The sequence below is a fragment of the Mesorhizobium sp. CA10 genome (assembly GCF_020165285.1).
Classification (GTDB): domain Bacteria; phylum Pseudomonadota; class Alphaproteobacteria; order Rhizobiales; family Rhizobiaceae; genus Mesorhizobium.
This window is the reverse complement of sequence record NZ_JAIUHV010000002.1, coordinates 1-17,625: the sequence shown is the minus strand read 5'-3', so window position 1 is coordinate 17,625 and position 17,625 is coordinate 1. Positions and strand designations below refer to the sequence as shown.

The window sequence follows — 17,625 nt, the reverse complement described above, 5'->3', positions numbered from 1 at the left end:
ATCCGGTGACAGAGCAGGTCGTCAAAACACTCACCGACCCTTCTTTCCTGATCGCGATGCTGGTCGGCATCGCCGTGTTCGCGACCGTCTTCACGCTCATGCCGGCGTTCGGCGGCACGTCGCTCAAGTCGCGCATGAAAAGCGTGGCGCTCGAACGCGACAAAATGCGCGCCGAGCAGCGTGCGCGGCTGGCCAACGAGGCCGACCGCCGCCGCAAGGGCCTGCGGGAGGAACAGTCCATCGGCATGCGCAACATCGTCGACCGCCTGGATCTCAGGCGCGCGCTTGCCGATGAAAGCACGATCCAGAAGCTCAAGGTCGCGGGCTTCCGCGGCCAGAACCCGCTGACGCGCTTCCTCTTTTTCCGCCTGGTCCTGCCATTCGTCGGTTTTGCCTTGGCGGCCGTCTATCTGTTCGTGCTCGGCGGCCTGCCGCAGCAGCCGGCCTTCATCAAGCTGTTCGTCTGTGTCGTTGTCGCCTATGGCGGCTTCTATGCGCCGATCCTTTACGTCAACAACCGCGCGACCAAGCGCAAGCAGTCGATCCAGCTGGCGTGGCCGGACGCGCTCGACCTGATGCTGATCTGCGTGGAATCCGGCATGTCGGTGGAAGCTGCCCTGCGCAGGGTTGCCGACGAGATCGGCGCGCAGTCGGTGGCGCTTGCCGAGGAATTCGTGCTCACCAATGCGGAGCTGTCCTATCTCCAGGACCGCAAGGTCGCCTATGAGAACCTGGCAAGCCGCACCGGCCTGGAATCGGTGAAGTCGGTGTCCCAGGCCCTGGTCCAGGCCGAACGCTACGGCACGCCGGTGGCGCACGCGCTACGCGTGCTCGCCTCGGAAAGCCGCGACATGCGCATGAACGCCGCCGAGAAGAAGGCCGCAGCACTTCCGCCGAAGCTTACCGTGCCGATGATCCTGTTCTTCCTGCCGGTTCTATTCGCCATCATTCTGGGACCGGCCGGCATCCAGGTCAGCCAGCGCGGCATCTTCGGCGACCAGCACAGCTCCTCGAGCCAGTAAAGCAATTCCAGGAAAAGCGTTGAGCGGTTTTCCGTTCCGGAATTGCACAAAAACAAAGAGATAGGGCCGTTCGCTTCAAATCAAAAAGCCGCGCGGGATCCGCGCGGCTTTTTTTGGTTTCAACGGTGGTCGATTTGGCAATGCCGTCCGCGGTCAGTTCGTGGCGACCTTCGCCTTGTCCTTGTCCTGATCCTTCAATTGGCTCCAGGCGTTCTGCTGGGCAAGCATCTGGCGCAGATAGGCGACGTTGGCCTGCGCCTGTTCGGGCGACAGTTCCTGCGAGGCGATCTTCTCGGCTTCGTCGAAGCGGCCCTGCAGGCCGACGACCAGCGCGAGGTTCTGCCGCACTCTGCTGTCGGCGCCGGGCTGCTGCGCGGCGGAGCGCATATAGGTTTCTGCCGTGCGCAGGTCGCCTTCGAGCACATAGGACATGCCGAGATTGGAGAGCACCGAAGGCTCGTTCGGCTTCAGTTCCAGCGCCTTGCGATAGTCTTGCCGCGCTTCGTCTTTCTGCCCCATCTGGTCGAGAATGGCCGCTTCCGCCGACACCAGCTTCCAGTCCGGATATTCGGGCGTCTGCGCGCGCCGCACGGCATCGAGCGCCGGTTCGAACTGGCCGTTGGCGGCAAGCGCCTTGCCATAGGCCGCAAGCACCTCGCGATCCTTGGGATAGGCGATCGCCAGCTTGCGCATCACCGCCAGTGACTGGTCGGCATCGCCGTCCATCTGCAGCGCCGCCGCGAAATTCATCGCGATGCGCTTGTCGCCCGGATTGCGGGCATAAGACTGGCCGAGCCTGGACGTGGCGGTACGCAATTCGCCGGACGACATCGTTTCCAGCGGCCTGCTGTCGGAGCGGGAGATGGAGCCCGTGGTGAACTTGCTGGTGCTGCCGCAACCGGCCACACTGGCCGCCAGCGCCGCCATGAAAGCCGTGGTGATCAGACGCTTGGCTGCAAGGTTCAACGCTTCGGTCGGCATCGGCGCCCGGTCTCCATTCCTGTGCGGCCATTGGCTGGCCGTCTTCCCTCCGGCAGAAATATTCTGTTAACCCTAACGGACCGTTAAGAAGCGCCGACTCGAACTGTTCGGCCGGAGATCATCGCATGCCTGTCGAACTCGTTGAGCAGAAGCCGGAAGCCGCCTTGCCTGTCTATCTGGTGGCGAAGGACGCCGTTGAAGCCGCGGCGCTGCCGCCCTCCGCCGTCGCCTGGGCAAGAGCCAACGGTTTTTCCGGCGAGGCAGGGCGCACGCTGGTCCTGCCGGGCGAGCGTGGCGGGCTTGCCGGCGCGCTGTTCGGGACAGGCGATGGCGAAAGCGTTCTTGCTCTCGGCGCGCTCGCAAGGGCGTTGCCGGAGGGCGACTGGCATTTCGCGTCGCGCCCGGCGCAACCCGATCTCGCGGCGCTCGCGCTTGTCCTCGGCGGCTATGTCTTTACTCGCTACGGCAAGAAGCCCGGCAAGGCTTTGCGCTTTGCACTTCCGGAGGGCGCCGACGTGGCGCATGTCCGCAGTGTCGCCGACAGCGTGTTCCTGACGCGCGACCTCGTCAACACGCCGACCAGCGACCTCGGTCCGGTCGAACTGGAAGAAGCCGCCCGAAAACTGGCGACCGCCCACGGCGCCGATATCTCGGTGATCCATGGCGACGATCTGCTGATGCGGAATTTCCCGATGATCCACGCCGTCGGCCGGGCCTCGACCGGCGCGCCGCGGCTGATCGACATGAGCTGGGGACGTGGCGACGCGCCGAAGGTGACGCTGGTCGGCAAGGGCGTCTGCTTCGACACCGGCGGCCTCGACATCAAGCCGTCGTCGGGCATGCTTTTGATGAAGAAGGACATGGGCGGCGCCGCCAACGTGCTGGGCCTCGCCGCCATGATCATGGCGGCGAGGCTGAATGTCCGGCTGCGCGTGCTGATCCCCGCTGTCGAGAATTCGATCGCCGGCAATGCCTTCCGGCCAGGCGACGTGCTCAGGAGCCGCAAGGGCATCACGGTCGAGATCGGCAACACGGACGCCGAAGGCAGGTTGATCCTGGCCGATGCGCTGGCGCTGGCCGACGAGGAGCAGCCCGCTTTGCTGGTCGACATGGCGACGCTGACCGGAGCCGCCCGCGTCGCGCTGGGGCCCGATCTGCCGCCTTTCTACACCAACGACGAGACGCTTGCCGCCGACCTGGCCGCGGCGTCGGTCGCGGTCGAGGATCCACTGTGGCGCATGCCTTTGTGGCGACCCTACGATGCAAAGCTTTCCTCGAAGATCGCCGACATCAACAATGTGACGACGGACGGCTTTGCCGGATCGATCACCGCCGCGCTTTTCCTCAAGCGCTTCGTCGAGAAGACCCACAGCTGGGCGCATTTCGACATCTTCGCCTGGAACCCGGCCGACCGACCCTACGGCCTGACCGGCGGCGAAGCGCAAGGCATTCGTGCGCTGGAGCGGATAATTACGCAGCGATTTGCCTGAGCCGGAAGACCAAGGTGGCAGATCGTCACTGAAACGGAACCGAAACAATTTGCCGGCATGCTTGGGCGATGTCGATCTCGATGCGCCCGAGCCAGGCCTTGCGACTGTGGCAGCAGGTGATGCTGGCCCAGGTGCGCGACGGCGAGCCCGATCTCACCATGCGCCAGACGGCTATCCTGTTCACCATCTATCTCGATCCGCCGCCCCATACCGTGCGCGGGCTGGCCGCCAAGCTCAACGTCACCAAGCCGGTCATCACCCGGGCGCTGGACACGATGGGCGCGCTGAAGCTGGTCTCGCGCCACCGCGACGAGCTCGACAAGCGCAACGTGCTGATCCGGCGCACGGTGGAAGGCGCGCTCTTTGTCGAGCGCTTCGGCGATGGTATCGTCGCCAGGGCGCACGAGCTGCCCATCTGACCTCATTGCCCCCATCTGAGTTCATTGCTGATTTGACTGGATTATCGATTTGACCGCCAGAGATGCCCGCCTTCATGCCTTCCGCTCCGACCTTGCCGATGCGAGGCTGAAGGGCGAGGTCGCTGCCGACCGCTTCGTCAACGGCCGCCCGGCGCGGATCACGGCGTCGGTCGCCGACCTGCGCAAGGCGCCGCGCCCCGACGCGGGCGTCAACACGCAGGCGCTGTTCGGCGACGACGTGCTCGTTTTCGAGGACGCGGAAGGCTGGGCCTGGGTGCAGGCCGAGCGCGACGGTTATGTCGGCTATGTGGCCGACAATCTGATTGGGGCACGCGAACATGCGCCCACGCACGTCGTCTCCGTGCCGCGCACCTTCCTCTATCCCGGACCGGATCTCCGCTTTCCGATCAGCGGGCAGCTGTCGATGGGGTCGACCGTGACGGTGACCGGCTCCGCCGAAACGCGCGGCACGCATTATGCGCTGCTGCCCTCCGGCCAGGCGATCGTCGCCCGCCATCTGCGGCCGATCGCCGAGCTGGCCGAGGATTACGTCACGGTCGCCGAAAGCTTCCTCGGCACGCCTTATCTCTGGGGCGGGGTCTCGGGCTTCGGCATCGACTGCTCCGGCCTCGTGCAGTTGGCAATGCGCATGACGGGCAAGGATGTGCTGCGCGACTCCGATATGCAGGCGGCGTCGATCGGCACGCCGTTGGAGCCGGGTCCGGACTATTCAGGTCTCCGGCGCGGCGATCTCGTCTTCTGGAAAGGCCACGTCGCGATCATGACCGACGAAAGAGACATGATCCACGCCAACGGCCACACCATGCTGGTCTCGCGCGAGGGCCTTAAAGAGGCTGTCGACCGCATCGGCTATCTTTATGGCGGTCCGACTGGGTTTCGGAGGCCGTAGCGCCAGCCTCCCCTTCTCCCCTTGTGGGAGAAGGTGGATCGGCGCGCAGCGCCGAGACGGATGAGGGGTGCTGGACGGATCGCTACGTTGAAGAGCTAAGCGTCTTTAGCACCTTTATCTAGTCAGGTCTCGTTTCTTCCAGCACCCCTCATCCGTCTTGCCGCTACGCGGCAATCCACCTTTCCCCACAAGGGGGAAGGAAGAATCGCGCTGATCCCCTTTTGTTCCGATTTTCCTTGGCGATTGCTTGCTGCCGCGCTACCTCTTGCGCGTGACCGAGCAGCCGCGCCTTGCCGAGCAGAATGCCGCCGTCCTGCTGCCTGAGCCATTCGTCAAATGGTTCGGCGAAAAGGGCTGGTCGCCGCGCGTCCATCAGCTCGAGCTGTTGGCGAAGGCTCAAAGCGGCCAGTCGGTGCTGCTGATCGCGCCGACCGGCGCCGGCAAGACGCTGGCCGGCTTCCTGCCGTCGCTGACCGAGCTGGCCAGCCGTCCCAAGCGAAAGCCGGGCGAAGCCCGCCGCGGCATCCACACACTCTACATTTCGCCGCTGAAAGCGCTGGCCGTCGACATCGAGCGCAATCTCGGCAAGCCGGTCGAGGAGATCGGCCTGCCTGTCACCATCGAGACGCGCACCGGCGACACGCCTTCGCATAAACGCCAGCGGCAGAAACTGGCGCCGCCCGACATATTGCTCACCACGCCCGAGCAACTCGCCTTGCTGATCGCTTCAAACGACGCAAAGCGCTTCTTCGAGGACCTGCGCTATGTCGTGCTCGACGAATTGCATTCGCTTGTCACCTCGAAGCGCGGGCATCTGCTGGCGCTTGGCCTTGCACGATTGCGCGCTTTTGTGCCCGGGTTGCAGACCATAGGCCTGTCGGCGACCGTGGCCGAGCCGGACGAGTTGCGTCGCTGGCTGGTAAGCCAGGCTTCTCCAGGCGCCATGTCCGAGCTCATCGTCGTGACCGGCGGCGCGAAGCCCGAGATATCGATCCTCGACTCGGAAGAGCGGGTGCCCTGGGCCGGTCACTCCGCCCGCTACGCCACGCCTGAGATCTACCGCGAGATCAAGCGGCACAAGACCACGCTGCTGTTCGTCAACACGCGCAGCCAGGCCGAGCTGTTGTTCCAGGAGCTATGGCGCGTCAATGAAGACACGCTGCCGATCGCGCTTCATCACGGATCGCTTGATGTCGCCCAGCGCCGCCGCGTCGAGAAGGCCATGGGCGAAAACGCCTTGCGCGCCATCGTCGCCACCTCGACATTGGATCTCGGCATCGACTGGGGCGATGTCGACCTGGTCGTGCATGTCGGTGCGCCGAAAGGCGCCAGCCGGCTCGCGCAGCGCATCGGCCGTGCCAACCATCGTATGGACGAGCCCTCAAAGGCGATTCTCATCCCGGCCAACCGTTTCGAGGTGCTGGAATGCCGGGCGGCGCTCGATGCCAATTATCTCGGCGCCCAGGACACGCCGCCGCTGGTCAATGGCGGGCTCGACGTGCTGGCCCAGCATGTGCTGGGCTGCGCCTGCGGCGCGCCGTTCCATGCCGATGTGCTCTTCGAGGAGATACGGACGGCCGCGCCTTACGTCAGCCTGGACAGGCCGACATTCGATCGGGTCATCGACTTCGTCGCCACCGGCGGCTACGCGCTGAGAAATTACGAGCGCTATGCCCGCATCCGTCAGACCAAGGAAGGCTTATGGCGGGTTTCAAATCCGGCCGTCGCCCAGCAATACAGGCTGAATGTCGGCACCATCATCGAAGTGCCGGCGCTCAATGTGCGCTACGTCCAGGCCGGCAGCAGAGGGGCGGCCTCGCGCGGCGGCAGGGTGCTGGGAAAGATCGAGGAAGCGTTTCTGGAGACTTTGACCCACGGCGACACCTTCATGTTTGGTGGCAAGATCCTGCGCTTCGAAGGCATTCGCGAGAACGAGTGCTTCGTCTCGAACGCACCGGGCAGTGACGCGAAGGTGCCCTATTATGGCGGCGGCAAATTCCCGCTTTCGACCTATCTCGCCGAGCAGGTGCGGGCCATGCTCGACGACCCGCAACGCTGGAAGAAACTGCCTGAGCAGGTCGCTGACTGGTTAAGATTTCAGGCGGACAAGTCCGTTTTGCCGAAACGCGATGATCTGCTGATCGAGACTTTTCCACGCGGCAACCGCTATTACCTCGTCGCCTATCCCTTCGAAGGCAGGCTTGCCCATCAGACGCTGGGCATGCTGCTCACCCGCCGGCTGGATCGGGCGGGCGCGAAGCCAGTCGGTTTCGTGGCCACCGATTACGCGCTGGCCATCTGGTCGCTGGCCGACATGGGCTGGATGTTCAAGAACAGAAAACCGTCGCTGGCCACGCTATTCGATCAGGACATGCTGGGCGATGATCTCGAAGCCTGGTTCGCCGACAGCTGGCTGCTGAAGCGCACCTTCCGCAACTGCGCGCTGATTTCCGGATTGATCGAGAAGCGCCACCCAGGCAAGGAAAAAAGCGGCCGCCAGGTCACCGTGTCGACAGACCTGATCTATGACGTGTTGCGCAGCCATGAACCCGACCATATTCTGCTGCAGGCCACCCGTACGGATGCCGCGACCGGGTTGCTCGATGTCAGCAGACTTGCCGAGATGCTCTCGCGCATCCGCGGTCGAATCATGCATAAGAACCTTGAGCAGATATCGCCGTTGGCCGTGCCGATCATGCTTGAAATCGGCAAGATGCCGGTGAATGGCGAGGCAGACGAGACGCTGCTGATGGATGCCGCCACGCTCGTCGAAGAGGCCATGGGGCCGGAGATGGCGGACTGAAAGAAGGCCTAAGAGGGGATGAATTTTTCGCTGTCGCGCGCAACGCTGATCGCCGAGGCCGACCCTGTCGGCATCGCCGGCGAGCGCGCGGTCTGCGACCGGCGCGGCGTGCTCTATTTCCCCGATCTGCGGCTGCTCGCGGTCTCCGATCTGCATCTCGAAAAAGGCTCTTCTTTCGCCAGGCGCGGCGCGCTGATCCCGCCTTACGACACCGGGGCCACCCTGCTGCGGCTTCAGGCGGTGATCGCCGACTATCAGCCGCGCATCGTCGTCAGCCTGGGCGATTCCTTCCATGACGGCGGCGGTGCCGAGCGCATGCATCTGAGTTTCCGCGAAAGGCTGGAGGCGATGATGGCCGGCCGCGACTGGTTCTGGGTCGCCGGCAACCACGACCCGGATGCGCCAGCCGACCTGCCGGGCGAGACCGTGCGGGAACTCGCCATCGGCTCGCTGCTCTTCCGTCACGAGCCGTCGAAGGTCCGGGTGGAGGGCGAGATATCAGGCCACCTCCATCCGTGCGCGCGCATCGTTCAGCGCGGGCGCTCGGTCAGGCGGCGCTGCTTTGCCGGCGATGGCGGCCGCATGATCATGCCGGCCTTCGGCGCCTATACCGGCTCGCTCAACGTTCTCGACCGCGCCTATGCCGGCCTGTTCCGGCTGGAGACGCTAATGGCCTATATGCTGGGCGCCGAACGCATTTTTGCTATCTCCGGCTCGATGCTCAGGCCGGGCTGAAACTTACTCCCTGCCGTAATAGAGGGTGACCGTGTGCTTCGCCTCGGCGAAGAACAGCCAGCGCTCGACCAGCATGCCGGCGAGTTGCGCGACGGCTGCAAGCATGGACGCAATTGCGCTTAAGGGCCTTGGCAGGAAGTACGCGATCGCCAGCAGAATGGCTGGCACTGCGAATGCCAGCGCCTGCGTGATCAGCCGCAACTTGGCGCTATGCTTGCGCGCGATGCGGAATCCCATTTCCTTCAGCAGATAGTTCTCTTCCGTGTGCGGCCACTCGATGGAACGCACCGTGCCGCCGGCAAGGCCGGTCGCTGTGTTGGCGGTGGTCGGGATTTCCAGCCGGTCATTGTAGCGCCAAGTCGCAAGCTTCCAGCCCCAGCCGGCGAGCGTGGCAAGCAGAGCCCAGATCGGCATCGCCGTTGAACCCAGCTTGAACCCCTGGAGCAAGGCGTTGGCGAGAACGCTTCCGGTCATCATCGCGAAGATGAGATAGGCCGGCAAAGTATAGCGACTGTGCCACTGCGCGATCGGCTTCAACGAAGCATAGATCATGGCGGTCGTGCAGATTGTCACGACCGCGCCTGCCGCCGCCAGCAGGCCGGCGATCGCTACCCAGCCGCCGCTCCTGCCGAGCAACACCCAGCCGATGCCGAACAGGCCGGCCGGAATGAAGGTGGCGACCGAGGCCACGCCTTCGCGCGACAGCCACGAGCTGCGCCATTGCGAGAAAGCGCGCCAGGCTCGCTCAGGGCGGCCAAGATGGCCGGTCGAGGACAACAGGCCGGCCGCGATCAGGCCGAGCGCCAGCCCCATGCCGACAAGGCCAAGCCAGAAATCGGCCGGGATCACGCCAAATCCGCCAAGCAGGCCGAGCAGTGCCAGCAGGCCGTAGCCGGCGCCGGTGGCAGTGGTGAAGAAGACGACCGAGAAGGCGGGATGCATGATCAGTTCGAAAGCATGCGGTCGATCCAGCCGAGGAAGCCGCCCTCGGCCCGGATCGGCTCCAGCGCCGGCGCGTCCAGCTTCGCCGCACGTTGGCTACGGGCGCGCGGCGGCAAATATCTGTTGGTCGGCTTGTAGCCGAGCTCCGGCATTAACGCGACGCCGCCACGCTCCTCGACAAGCTGCGAAATCGCCGAGGCCGGATCGCCGAGGTCGCCGAAATGCCGGGCGCTGGTCGGGCAGGCGGCGACGCAGGCGGGCACCCGGTCCTCCTCAGCCAGATTGTCGTTGTAGATCCGATCGACGCAGAGCGTGCATTTCTTCATCACGCCGACATCGGTGTCGAATTCACGCGCGCCGTAAGGACAGGCCCAACTGCACAATTTGCAGCCGATGCACTTGTCCTCGTCGACCAGCACGATGCCGTCCGAGGCACGCTTGTAGGAGGCGCCGGTCGGGCAGACGGTGACGCAGGCCGGCTGCTCGCAATGCAGGCAGGAGCGCGGGAAGTTCACCGTGCGGTCGCCCTGTTCGGTCGTGTGCTCGTAACTATGCACCCGGTTGAACCAGACGCCGTCGACATGCCCGCCATAGGGATCGATGTCCGTCAGCGGCGCCATGTGGCCGCCAGTGTTCCACTCCTTGCAGGCGGTGACGCAGGCCTGGCAGCCGACGCAGGTGTCGAGGTCGATGACGAGGCCGAGTTTTTTCTCGGTTCGAGCGGGAAGACAGGTCATTCGGCGGCTTCCCTCTTCATGCGGAATTCCGTGCCGAAGCGAAGCACGTCAGGCGATGGCTCGAAATGCGGTGGCTGTGCAAAACGCTCGAAATGCGGCTCGGTGAAGCCGGCTTCCTCCGCCGCGCATTTGACGATCCGCACGCGCACGTCAAACCACGCGGCCTGTCCGGTGACCGGATCGGAATTCGAATAGCGCTTGCCGTTGGCATCGGCCGCCGTCTGGTCGCCGATGATATGGTTGAGCAGGAAACCGCGATTGCTCTCCGCCGCATCGTCCTTCAGGCCCCAGCTGCCGCGCCGCTTGCCGATCGCGTTCCAGGTCCACACCGTGTCCGGGTTCACGCCGTCGATCAGCTTGATCTGGCCTTTCACCCTTCCGTTGACGCTTTCGATCCACACCCAGTCGTCGTCGGAAAGGCCAAGCTCGGTGGCGGTCTGCCTATGCACGAACAGCCGGTTCTGGCTGGTGATCTGCCGCAGCCACGCATTCTGCGATCCCCAGGAATGGTACATGTGCATCGGCCGCTGCGTCAGCGCATGCAGAGGATATTTTTGCAGGTCGACGGTGCTGTCCTCGAAGGGCGCGTACCAGAAGGGCAGCGGGTCCATATAGGCCTCGATGCGGCCGCGCTCGGCGTCCGGCGGCTGCACCTCGCCATGGCCGCGCCCGGCAAGCCTGAACCGCTGCATCGGCTCCGAGTAGAGCTGGAAGACGATAGGCTCGGCCTTGGAAATGAAACCCATCTCTACGGCGAAGTCGAGATAGGCACGGTTGCCCATCTTGTAATAGCGCTGCTCGTCGGAAAAATCGTGGTGCCAGAAGCCGCCATTGTCGATGTAGCGCTGCAGCTGGTTGGGGTTGACGTCGCCCCTGCCGATCGAGCCGCCATTCTCGCCGCGCCAGCCGGCCAAAGGGCCGATGCCGGGCGTGCGCTCGTGGTTGACGATGTAGTCGGCATAGTCGCGGTATTTGGCTGAGCCGTCCTCGTCGACAAAGCCCGGCAGACCAAGCCGCGCGCCGAGCTCGATCAGCACCGACTGGAACGGCCGCACGTCGCGGTCCGGTTGCACCACGGGATGGCGGATGGCGTCGCCCGGACCGTCGGCATGGCTGATCGGCCGGTCGAGCAGGCTGATGCAGTCGTGCCGCTCGAGATAGGTGGTGTCGGGCAGCACCAGGTCGGCGAAAGCCACCGTTTCGGAATAATAGGCGTCGGAATAGATGATGAAGGGGATCTTGTAGGCGCCCGCCTCGTCCTTGTCGGTCAGCATACGAACGGTCTCGACCGTATTCATCGACGAGTTCCACGCCATGTTCGACATGTACATCATCAGTGTGTCGATCGGATAAGGATCGCCGGCCCAGGCATTGCGGATGACCGAGTGCATCAGCCCGTGCGCGGCCACTGGTGCTTCCCAGGAATAGGCCTTGTCTATGCGGGTGGGCCGGCCGGCCTCGTCGACGAGAAGATCGTCCGGGCCGCAGACGAAGCCGAGCGGCATGCCGTCGAGCGGCGTCATCGGCCGAACGTTTTTTCCGCATGGCTTCGGCTCCGGCGGCGCCGGGCGCGGGTAGGGCGGCTTGAAACGGAAACCGCCCGGAACGTCCACCGTGCCGAGCAGCACCTGCAGGAGGTGGATGGCGCGGCAGGTGTGAAAACCGTTGGAATGGGCCGAGATGCCGCGCATGGCATGCATCGAGACGGGTCGTCCCTTGATCGTCTCGTGTCGCCGGCCGGCCCAATCGGTCCAGGCGATCGGCAGCTCGATCGGCTGCTCGAAGGCGACATGCGCCAGCTCCGCCGCGATCCGCCGGATCGTGTCGGCGGTGACGCCGCAGCGCGCCGCCACGGCGTCCGGCGAATAGGTCTCGTCGAGATAGCGTTCGGCGATGAGCTGGAAGACAGGCACGCAACGCCGCCCGCCTGCCTCATAGCTGCCGGTCAGCGCCGGCTTGGCTTCGGGGTCGGCTGCATTGACCGGGCGCTTCGCCACTCTGTCCCAAGCCAGCGGATTGCCGTCGCCGTCTCGCACGAACAGGCCCTCGTCGGCGGTCCCCGGTTCCTGCACGACCAGCACGGGCGCGTTGGTGTAGCGCAGCAGATAGTCGAGATCGACGCGTCCGGCCTTGAGCAGTTCGTGGACGAGCGCCAGCACGAACAGGCCGTCGGTGCCGGGGCGAATGCCGATCCAGTCGTCGGCGATGGCATTGTAGCCGGTGCGGCAGGGATTGATCGAAACCACCTTGGCCCCGCGTGCCTTGAGCTTGCCTAGGCCGATCTTGATCGGGTTGGAATCGTGGTCTTCGGCGACGCCGAACAGCATGAAGTATCTGGTGTTGTCCCAGTCGGGCTCGCCGAATTCCCAGAACGAGCCGCCGATCGTATAGAGGCCGCCGGCCGCCATGTTGACCGAACAGAAGCCGCCATGGGCGGCGAAGTTGGGTGTGCCGAATTTTGACGCCCACCAGCCGGTCAGCGATTGCGACTGGTCGCGCCCGGTGAAGAAGGCAAGCTTCCTCGGGTCGGTGCGCCGGATCGCCGACAGCCTCTCGGTGACGATGGTCAGCGCTTCCTCCCACTCGATCTCGCGGAATTCGCCGGAGCCGCGCGGACCTGTGCGCAGCAACGGCTTCTTCAGCCGCGCCGGGCTGTAATGCTGCATGATGCCGGCGCTGCCCTTGCCGCAGATCACGCCGCGGTTCACCGGATGGTCCTTGTTGCCGTTGATGTAGCGTACCTTGCCGTCCTTGATGTGGACGTCGATGCCGCAGCGGCAGGCGCACATGTAGCAGGTGGTCTTGGCGATGCGGTCGGAGACGCTTGGCGAGGTCTCGACGCCATCGCCCTCCTCCGGCGCTCGGCTGTCCGCCAGCGGCCGTTGCGAGGGGGCGGAATTGGCGCCGCGCGGCGCGCCGGGGTTCATGATCCGCGAACGCTCTTGCCGGTCGCCATCTTGGCCTTCGTCTTGGGACCCGGGCCGCGCATATAGTGGAGCTCGGGATGATAGCGCTCGCCGGCGAGCTGCCGCTTCAGCCGGCGGTTCCAATGCGCGAACAAGGATTTGAAGCGCTCGATCATTTCAACCGTTGACGGAAATGCAGCTAATTTTTCCAACTTCCGATAAAAACTTAGAACAAAGCTATTGATGCGTCTAACAAGCAGCTCTTGTAATTCCGATCGATTTTGCTTCTTAGTTAGCCCATGACACTCGATCAGTTGCGCATCTTCGTCGCTGTCGCCGAGCACGGCCATATGACCAAGGCTGCCGAGCGGCTCGGCATCTCGCAGTCGGCGGCGTCGGCTGCCATTCGCGCGCTCGAAAGCCAGCACGGCGTGCGCCTGTTCAACCGGGTCGGCCGCAACATCGAGCTGGCCCAGACCGGCCACCGCTTCCTGCCGGAGGCGAAGGCGGTTCTGGATCGCGCCGTGGCGGCCCGTGGCGTGCTGGAGGATGTCTCGCAGACCGTCGCCGGCAGCCTGTCGATCGCGGCCAGTCAGACCATCGCCAGCTACTGGTTGCCGCGCCGCCTGGCGTCCTTCCACGAGGCCTATCCTGCCGTGAAGCTCAGCGTGACAATCGGCAACACCAGGCAGGTCGAGACCAATGTGCTGGACGGCAGGGCCGATTTCGGACTGGTCGAGGGCCGCACCGAGTCCGACGTCCTGCGCCGCGCCACGGTCGACGAAGACCGTCCGATGCTGGTCGTCGCGCGCGCGCATCCCGAAATCCCGATGACGCGGGCGGGGAACCTCGACATCAGGGCGCTGCGCTGGATCATCAGGGAAGGCGGGTCGGGCACGCGCGAGGCGCTGGAGGATTTCGCGCTTAGCCAGGGAGTCCCGCCGGCCGAGTTGCAGATTTTCCTCGTCCTGCCCAGCAATGAGGCCGTGCGTCAGGCGGTCGAGGCCGGCGCAGGGGCGACGATCATCTCGGAACTGGTGGTCGCGCGCTCTTTGGCGGAGGGCAGCCTCAGGGCCGTGCCGGTCGAATTGCCGAAGCGCGATTTCGCCATGATCACGCATCGCGACCGCCAGGCGAGCCTCGCGCAGATGGCGCTGAAGGCGCATCTTGGTGGAAAGGCCAGTTGAGCCCAGGCGGCATCCGAACTATGTCATTTGGATGCTGATCATTGCGAACGCTCGCGATTAGCCGAAAGCCTCCGAACTTCGTCATCCACGGGCGGAGCGACGCGAAGCGGAGCGTAGACCCGAGGATCCATTCCGTGACCTTCGACGTGGAATGCAGCGGAGCAGAATGCTGCACCGGAGCAACGCTTCAAAGTCACGGAATGGATCCTCGGGTCTGCGCGCGTCGCTTCGCTCCTTGCTCCCCCCGTGGATGACGAAGTGACTGGCGTCCTAGTAACCTTCAGCCTTCACGCATATTTTCGCTGTGCGTCGAGCGCGAGTCCCAGGCCGACCGAGCCGAACATGTCGCCTTCGATGACCGATGCCTGCGGCACCAGCGCCAGGATCTGCCGTTTCGCCAGCGGGATGGCGGTCGAACCGCCGGTGAGGAACACGGCGGTGATGGCCGAAGCAGGGATGCCGGCGTCGGCGATCGTGTGTTTGACCGTCGCGGCCACGCGTTCGATGTCGCCGCTGATCGTTTCCTCCAGGCCGGCGCGTGTGATCTCGGCCGCGAAGCGCGCGCCGCGTAGCGACACCTTCACTTCGGCCGAGGCTTGGTCCGTGAGCGCGATCTTCGCCCTTTCGACCAAGCCCGCCATCGCATGGCCATAGCGATGCTCGACAACGTGGATGAAGCGGTCGACGAGGTCGGCCCGCTCGGCCTCGTAGCGGATCTGTCGCAGGTCGTTCATGGCCTTGGCCGTGTAGACGAGGTTGATGCGCTGCCAGGTCGCAAGGTCGATAAAGTAGGCCGCGGGCAGGTTCCGCTTGTGGTCCTTGGTCCGCGTCAGATAGCCGAGCTCGGGCATGACATGGACGATGCTGAGCAGCCGGTCGAAATCGGTGCCGCCGATATGGATGCCCCGGTTGGCTAATATGTCGGCCTTGCGGTCGGTCGAGCGGGCGCGCTCCGGTGAGACTCGTACGATCGAGAAATCGGAGGTGCCACCGCCCATGTCGACGATCAGCGCCAGCTCCTCGCGGGAAACCTTCTGCTCGTAGTCGAGCGCCGCCGCGATCGGCTCGAACTGGAAGGCGATGTGCTTGAAGCCCTGCGCGCGGGCGGCCTTTTCAAGTTCGCCTTGCGCCTTCGCATCGGCAGCCGCGTCGTCGTCGACGAATTGCACGGGCCTGCCCAGCACGACGTTGTTGACCGGACCACCGGCATCTTCTTCCAGCCGCTTCTTGAGGTGGTCGATGAACAGGCCGACGATGTCGATGAAGCCGATCTGGCGCGCCTTGATGCGCGTCTTCTCGTTGGCGAGAGAACTGCCAAGCACGCTCTTCAGCGAGCGCATCAGCCGGCCTTCGATGCTGTCGGTGTAGTCGCTGATCGCACGGCGGCCGAAATAGGTGTAGCCGTCCTCAAAATTGAAGAACACGGCGCTCGGCAAGGTGGGTTGCTCGCCCTCCAGCGCCACCAGCCGCGCCCGGCCGTCGCGGATCACGCCCACGGTGGAATTGGACGTGCCGAAATCGATGCCGCCGAATGCCGATCGCATCGCAGCCTCCTGTCGTTGCCTTGGGGCAGGGGGTTGTCAACGACGCGAGACTCGCCGTCGTCTGGAAAGCCGAACCGCTCTGCCGAAAATCGAGAAGTGTGTGCTGTCCCTAGGGCTGGGAGGCGGCGATGTATCGGAAAACCGGGAAAAGGGAAACCCTCTTTTCACCGGAAGATGGGTCTTCCGATTTTTCCCGAAGCATCAGTCCTTGCGGAAGATGAGCCGGCCCAGCCAGCCGGTCAGCATGGCCAGCGATATCGCAAACACGCCGTAGAGGAACGAATCGTCATGCGCGACGCGGAAGACCGATTGCTCGAAGCCGGATTTGCGGATTTCGAGCTGGGCCGAGCTTTCCTTGACGAACATGCCGCTCTTGAACAGAAACGCGCGGGCCTTATGGGTTCCGACCGGCACGTTGGGCGCGAGCCGCACGGTAGCGCGAAACAGGTTCTGCGACAGGAATTGCACGCCGCCGACATTCTCGCTGTAGAGGCCCGTCGCCGCCTTGCGGTCGCGGAGCGCGGCGGTGAATTCCTCGATCGTCGCCGGGCTGTCGGTCTCGTCGGCGGGCTTCATGTAGAGGTTCTGCGCGCCCAGCGAGAGCTGCTTGTATTTGGCGGGCTCGGCGATGTCCTGCAGCGGTCGCGTCGTCGCGACGGAATAGGAAACCGGCACGTTCTCGAACGTCTCCGAATCCAGATTGATCCAGACGCCGAGCACGCGATCCTTGCGCCGGACGACGACCGGCCTTGGCGGCCCTTCGAGCACGACGATCACGTCGTAGCGCCCCTGGCGCGCGATCAGCGGGTCGGGATTCTCCAGCGATCCGAAGATCGTGAGGTCGGCGCCCGAGAAACCCGCCGTGATGGAAATGGCGTCGGTCGACAGGCCGATCTGTATGCTTTCGGCGGGCGGCGTCTGTGCCGTCGCCGGGGAAAGGGCAAGGATCATCGACAACGAGACGGCGGCTGCAAATGCTCGTCGTGCCGCCATCAGTTGAGCCCCGCGGCGGACAGAGAATAGAGATTGGGCGGCGTCACGAAGAGATCGGCGGCAAGGCGGATGGCGACGGCCAGCACCAGCATCGCCAAAAGCGCGCGCAGCTGTTCGCCGCGCAGCCTCTGGCCGGCCTTGGCGCCGTATTGCGCGCCGGCGACGCCGCCGGCCATCAGCAGGAAGGCCAGGATCACGTCGACCGTCTGGTTGGTCGTGGCATGCACCAGCGTCGTATAGGCTGAGGTGAAGATGATCTGAAACAGCGAGGTGCCGATAACGACATTGGTCGGCACCTTGAGCAGATAGATCAGCGCCGGCACCATGATGAAGCCGCCGCCGACGCCCATGATCGACGACAGGAAGCCGATCCCGGCGCCGAGCCCGAGCACAGGGATAACGCTGACGAACAGCTTCGAGGCGCGGAAGCGCATCTTGAACGGCAGCCGGTGGATCCAGTTGTGCTGGCCGGATTTCTTGAGGACGGGCGCGGCGCCGCTGCGGCTGGCTCGCAGCGCGTTGACGCTTTCGAACAGCATCAGCCCGCCGACCGTGCCGAGCAGCACGACGTAGAGCAGCGAGATGAACAGGTCCAGCTGGCCGAGCCGGCGCAACAGCGCAAAGACGAAGATACCGGCCGTCGAGCCGACGATGCCGCCGGCCAAAAGCACGCCGCCCAGCTTGAAGTCGAGCGTGCCGCGCTTGAAATGCGAAAGCGCGCCCGAGAAGGAGGAGGCGATGACCTGGTTTGCGCCGGTGGCGACGGCGATTGCCGGCGGGATGTTGTAGAAAATCAGAAGCGGCGTGATCAGGAAGCCGCCGCCGACCCCGAACATGCCCGACAGGAAACCCACCGCGGCGCCCATCGCGAGCAGCACGAAGATGTTGACGGAAATTTCCGCGATCGGGAGATAGATGCCCACCCGTCTGTCTCGATCAGTTTGTCTGCCGGCGCA

The 17,625-nt window shown here is 64.5% G+C and carries 15 protein-coding genes; 7 read left to right on the top strand and 8 right to left on the bottom strand.

Annotated features, from left to right (window positions below; genetic code table 11):
• Nucleotides 1-5 precede the first annotated feature (5 nt).
• Nucleotides 6-1,022, top strand: a complete 1,017-nt coding sequence (locus LB535_RS03560) for a type II secretion system F family protein (protein WP_224631205.1) — start codon at nt 6-8, stop codon at nt 1,020-1,022.
• A gap of 153 nt (nt 1,023-1,175) precedes the next feature.
• On the opposite strand, the gene LB535_RS03555 is transcribed toward LB535_RS03560, so the two are convergent.
• Complete coding sequence (locus LB535_RS03555) at nt 1,176-2,003, bottom strand: tetratricopeptide repeat protein (RefSeq protein WP_224631204.1); 828 nt, start codon at nt 2,001-2,003, stop codon at nt 1,176-1,178.
• Between the two features lie 125 nt (nt 2,004-2,128).
• On the opposite strand from LB535_RS03555, the gene LB535_RS03550 reads away from it, so the two are divergent.
• The 5 genes from LB535_RS03550 (at nt 2,129) to pdeM (ending at nt 8,360) form a co-directional block, all read left to right on the top strand.
• Nucleotides 2,129-3,493 carry a leucyl aminopeptidase family protein gene (locus LB535_RS03550; RefSeq protein WP_224631203.1) on the top strand — a complete coding sequence of 455 codons (1,365 nt, stop codon included), beginning with the start codon at nt 2,129-2,131 and terminating at the stop codon, nt 3,491-3,493.
• 68 nt (nt 3,494-3,561) lie between these two features.
• Nucleotides 3,562-3,912, top strand: coding sequence for a MarR family winged helix-turn-helix transcriptional regulator (locus LB535_RS03545; protein WP_040985896.1), 351 nt, complete (start codon nt 3,562-3,564; stop codon nt 3,910-3,912).
• Between the two features lie 49 nt (nt 3,913-3,961).
• Complete coding sequence (locus tag LB535_RS03540; RefSeq protein ID WP_224631202.1) at nt 3,962-4,822, top strand: NlpC/P60 family protein; 861 nt, start codon at nt 3,962-3,964, stop codon at nt 4,820-4,822.
• 271 nt (nt 4,823-5,093) lie between these two features.
• Nucleotides 5,094-7,625, top strand: coding sequence for a ligase-associated DNA damage response DEXH box helicase (locus tag LB535_RS03535; protein WP_224631653.1), 2,532 nt, complete (start codon nt 5,094-5,096; stop codon nt 7,623-7,625).
• An 18-nt stretch (nt 7,626-7,643) separates the two neighbouring features.
• Nucleotides 7,644-8,360, top strand: coding sequence for a ligase-associated DNA damage response endonuclease PdeM (pdeM, locus tag LB535_RS03530; RefSeq protein WP_095765921.1), 717 nt, complete (start codon nt 7,644-7,646; stop codon nt 8,358-8,360).
• Nucleotides 8,361-8,363: 3 nt separating this feature from the next.
• Here the strand turns inward: pdeM and LB535_RS03525 are convergent, their stop codons facing one another.
• From LB535_RS03525 to LB535_RS03510, 4 genes are read right to left on the bottom strand one after another with little or no spacing between them, the layout of a single operon-like run.
• The gene (locus LB535_RS03525) at nt 8,364-9,302 is read right to left on the bottom strand and encodes a dimethyl sulfoxide reductase anchor subunit family protein (protein ID WP_224603004.1); all 939 of its coding nucleotides are present in this window, start codon (nt 9,300-9,302) and stop codon (nt 8,364-8,366) included.
• Between the two features lie 2 nt (nt 9,303-9,304).
• A complete protein-coding gene (locus tag LB535_RS03520; protein ID WP_224603006.1) occupies nt 9,305-10,039 on the bottom strand; it encodes a 4Fe-4S dicluster domain-containing protein in 735 nt (244 codons plus the stop codon).
• Nucleotides 10,036-12,966 carry a molybdopterin oxidoreductase family protein gene (locus LB535_RS03515; protein ID WP_224631201.1) on the bottom strand — a complete coding sequence of 977 codons (2,931 nt, stop codon included), beginning with the start codon at nt 12,964-12,966 and terminating at the stop codon, nt 10,036-10,038. Before LB535_RS03515 ends, LB535_RS03520 begins: the two co-directional genes overlap by 4 nt.
• Nucleotides 12,963-13,295: a hypothetical protein gene (locus LB535_RS03510; protein WP_181174893.1), complete on the bottom strand. Its 333-nt coding sequence runs from the start codon at nt 13,293-13,295 to the stop codon at nt 12,963-12,965. Before LB535_RS03510 ends, LB535_RS03515 begins: the two co-directional genes overlap by 4 nt.
• Here LB535_RS03510 and LB535_RS03505 point away from each other — a divergent pair.
• A complete protein-coding gene (locus tag LB535_RS03505; protein WP_224631200.1) occupies nt 13,245-14,132 on the top strand; it encodes a LysR family transcriptional regulator in 888 nt (295 codons plus the stop codon). The genes LB535_RS03510 and LB535_RS03505 overlap by 51 nt on opposite strands.
• A gap of 287 nt (nt 14,133-14,419) precedes the next feature.
• Here the strand turns inward: LB535_RS03505 and LB535_RS03500 are convergent, their stop codons facing one another.
• The 3 genes from LB535_RS03500 to LB535_RS03490 all read right to left on the bottom strand — a co-directional run bounded on the left by LB535_RS03500 (nt 14,420) and on the right by LB535_RS03490 (nt 17,592).
• Nucleotides 14,420-15,676, bottom strand: coding sequence for an Hsp70 family protein (locus tag LB535_RS03500; protein WP_224631199.1), 1,257 nt, complete (start codon nt 15,674-15,676; stop codon nt 14,420-14,422).
• A gap of 201 nt (nt 15,677-15,877) precedes the next feature.
• A complete protein-coding gene (locus tag LB535_RS03495; protein WP_224631198.1) occupies nt 15,878-16,669 on the bottom strand; it encodes a TIGR02186 family protein in 792 nt (263 codons plus the stop codon).
• Nucleotides 16,669-17,592, bottom strand: a complete 924-nt coding sequence (locus LB535_RS03490; RefSeq protein WP_095765915.1) for a sulfite exporter TauE/SafE family protein — start codon at nt 17,590-17,592, stop codon at nt 16,669-16,671. Before LB535_RS03490 ends, LB535_RS03495 begins: the two co-directional genes overlap by 1 nt.
• Between the last annotated feature and the right edge of the window lie 33 nt (nt 17,593-17,625).

Coding starts and splice junctions, on each gene's coding strand:
- LB535_RS03555 (WP_224631204.1), bottom strand. CDS start 2,003: ATGCCGACCGAAGCGTTGAACCTTGCAGCCAAGCGTCTGATCACCACG.
- LB535_RS03550 (WP_224631203.1), top strand. CDS start 2,129: ATGCCTGTCGAACTCGTTGAGCAGAAGCCGGAAGCCGCCTTGCCTGTC.
- LB535_RS03545 (WP_040985896.1), top strand. CDS start 3,562: ATGTCGATCTCGATGCGCCCGAGCCAGGCCTTGCGACTGTGGCAGCAG.
- pdeM (WP_095765921.1), top strand. CDS start 7,644: ATGAATTTTTCGCTGTCGCGCGCAACGCTGATCGCCGAGGCCGACCCT.
- LB535_RS03525 (WP_224603004.1), bottom strand. CDS start 9,302: ATGCATCCCGCCTTCTCGGTCGTCTTCTTCACCACTGCCACCGGCGCC.
- LB535_RS03520 (WP_224603006.1), bottom strand. CDS start 10,039: ATGACCTGTCTTCCCGCTCGAACCGAGAAAAAACTCGGCCTCGTCATC.
- LB535_RS03515 (WP_224631201.1), bottom strand. CDS start 12,966: ATGAACCCCGGCGCGCCGCGCGGCGCCAATTCCGCCCCCTCGCAACGG.
- LB535_RS03505 (WP_224631200.1), top strand. CDS start 13,245: ATGACACTCGATCAGTTGCGCATCTTCGTCGCTGTCGCCGAGCACGGC.
- LB535_RS03510 (WP_181174893.1), bottom strand. CDS start 13,295: ATGGCCGTGCTCGGCGACAGCGACGAAGATGCGCAACTGATCGAGTGT.
- LB535_RS03500 (WP_224631199.1), bottom strand. CDS start 15,676: ATGCGATCGGCATTCGGCGGCATCGATTTCGGCACGTCCAATTCCACC.
- LB535_RS03495 (WP_224631198.1), bottom strand. CDS start 16,669: ATGGCGGCACGACGAGCATTTGCAGCCGCCGTCTCGTTGTCGATGATC.